General features: G+C 20.5%; 2 protein-coding genes. Both read left to right on the top strand.

Annotated features, from left to right (window positions below):
• Positions 1 to 884 (top strand): glycosyltransferase family 2 protein (locus AJ885_RS02690; RefSeq protein ID WP_251988553.1); only part of this gene is annotated, 884 nt, incomplete at its 5' end.
• Positions 885 to 1067: 183 nt separating this feature from the next.
• A partial coding sequence (locus AJ885_RS02685; protein WP_148123894.1) for a glycosyltransferase family 2 protein occupies positions 1068 to 1585 on the top strand: 518 nt, incomplete at its 3' end.

Genomic DNA, 1585 nt, shown 5'->3' with positions numbered 1-1585 from the left:
ATTTTATTTGCGCCATCCTAAAAAACTTTTTAAGAAAAATAATGTCTAAAATTTCAATAATTGTACCCACCTATAATGTAGAAAAATATATAGCAAGAGCTTTGGAAAGTTGCATAAATCAAACCTTTAAAGATATAGAAATAATCGTTGTGGATGATTGTGGAAATGACAAAAGTATAGAAATAGCTAAAGAATATGCCAAAAAAGATACAAGAATAAAAATAATCCATAATAAAACAAACCTAGGCACCTTTGCAGCCAGAAATAATGGTGTTAAACATTCAAATAGTGAGTATTTGATGTTTTTAGATCCTGATGATTATTTAGAGCTTGATATTTGTAAAATAGCAATGGAAAATATAAATGAATATGTATTGCTATCTTTTTCATATGTAAAAATAAATAAAAATAACTATGAAATTTTTTCAGCAAAATGGAAAAATTGGCAAGAATACTTGAAAATTATCAAAAAAAAGCAATTTACACCTTGGAATTTGTGTAATTTAATTGTAAAAAAAGATTTTTATTTAAAACAAATATTATTATCTTTTCAAAATTATAATTTAATTTTTGCAGAGGATTTATTTGTTTTTGCTTTGTTGATTAATGAGAAGATAAAATCAATCGAATACGTTGGTTATTATTATATTGTTAATGATAATTCTATAACAAATTTAGATAAAGTGGATGAAAAATTGGCAGATTGTGAAAAAATTTTAAAACTTATAAGAAATTCTAAAATTAATTTGAATGTTAAAAAATATTATTTATATTTTTTAAATATTGAAATTTTAGATTGTAAATATAGATTGCATTTTATTAATAAATATTATTATAAAATAATAAAAATTGGATTTCATATGAAAAAAAAGTTAAAATTATAAGTAATTTATAATTGTCTAGTGTTTAATATTATAGATTAATTAAATTATTGTTTCTTTCATCTATTTTTTTAAATTCAAAAAAAAGTTAATTTTATATTATAAAATTTTTAATATTATTATTAATATATAATTATTTTTTTATTTTCTATTTTATATAATCTTTAAAAAACAAAGAAGGTGTATATGAATGTTTCTTTTGTTTCTATCATAATCCCAATCTATAATGTGGAAAAATACCTAGATGAGTGTTTAAAAAGCGTCATAAATCAAACCTATAAAAATTTAGATATTATTTTAGTCGATGATGGAAGCACTGATAATAGCTTAAATATCGCTAAAGAATATACTAAAAAAGATGAAAGAATTTTTCTTATTATAAAAGAAAATGGTGGTTTAAGTTCAGCTAGAAATGCGGGTTTAGAATTTATCAAAGATACAAAATTAAGAGAATTTTTTGAAAATGAAGATAATATTGTAAGCTACAAAAGCACAAATGCTTTTAAAAACAATACTAAAGAACTTGCAAAAGAAGAAATAAATAAAAACTTTACAAAACTTAGTAAAAATATAATCCAAACAAAGCTTAAAAATATTAATGATTTTATAATTCAAGATTTACCTAATAATATTATTCACTTTTTAGATTCTGATGATTATTTAGAGCTTGATTGCATTGAAAAATGCGTAAATGAGATGAGTAA

Origin of the sequence: Campylobacter sp. BCW_6464 (assembly GCF_001762775.1) — a bacterium.
In the GTDB taxonomy this organism is placed as follows: domain Bacteria; phylum Campylobacterota; class Campylobacteria; order Campylobacterales; family Campylobacteraceae; genus Campylobacter_D; species Campylobacter_D jejuni.
The sequence above is the reverse complement of the archived record's forward strand: the minus strand, read 5'-3'. Positions and strand labels throughout refer to the sequence as shown.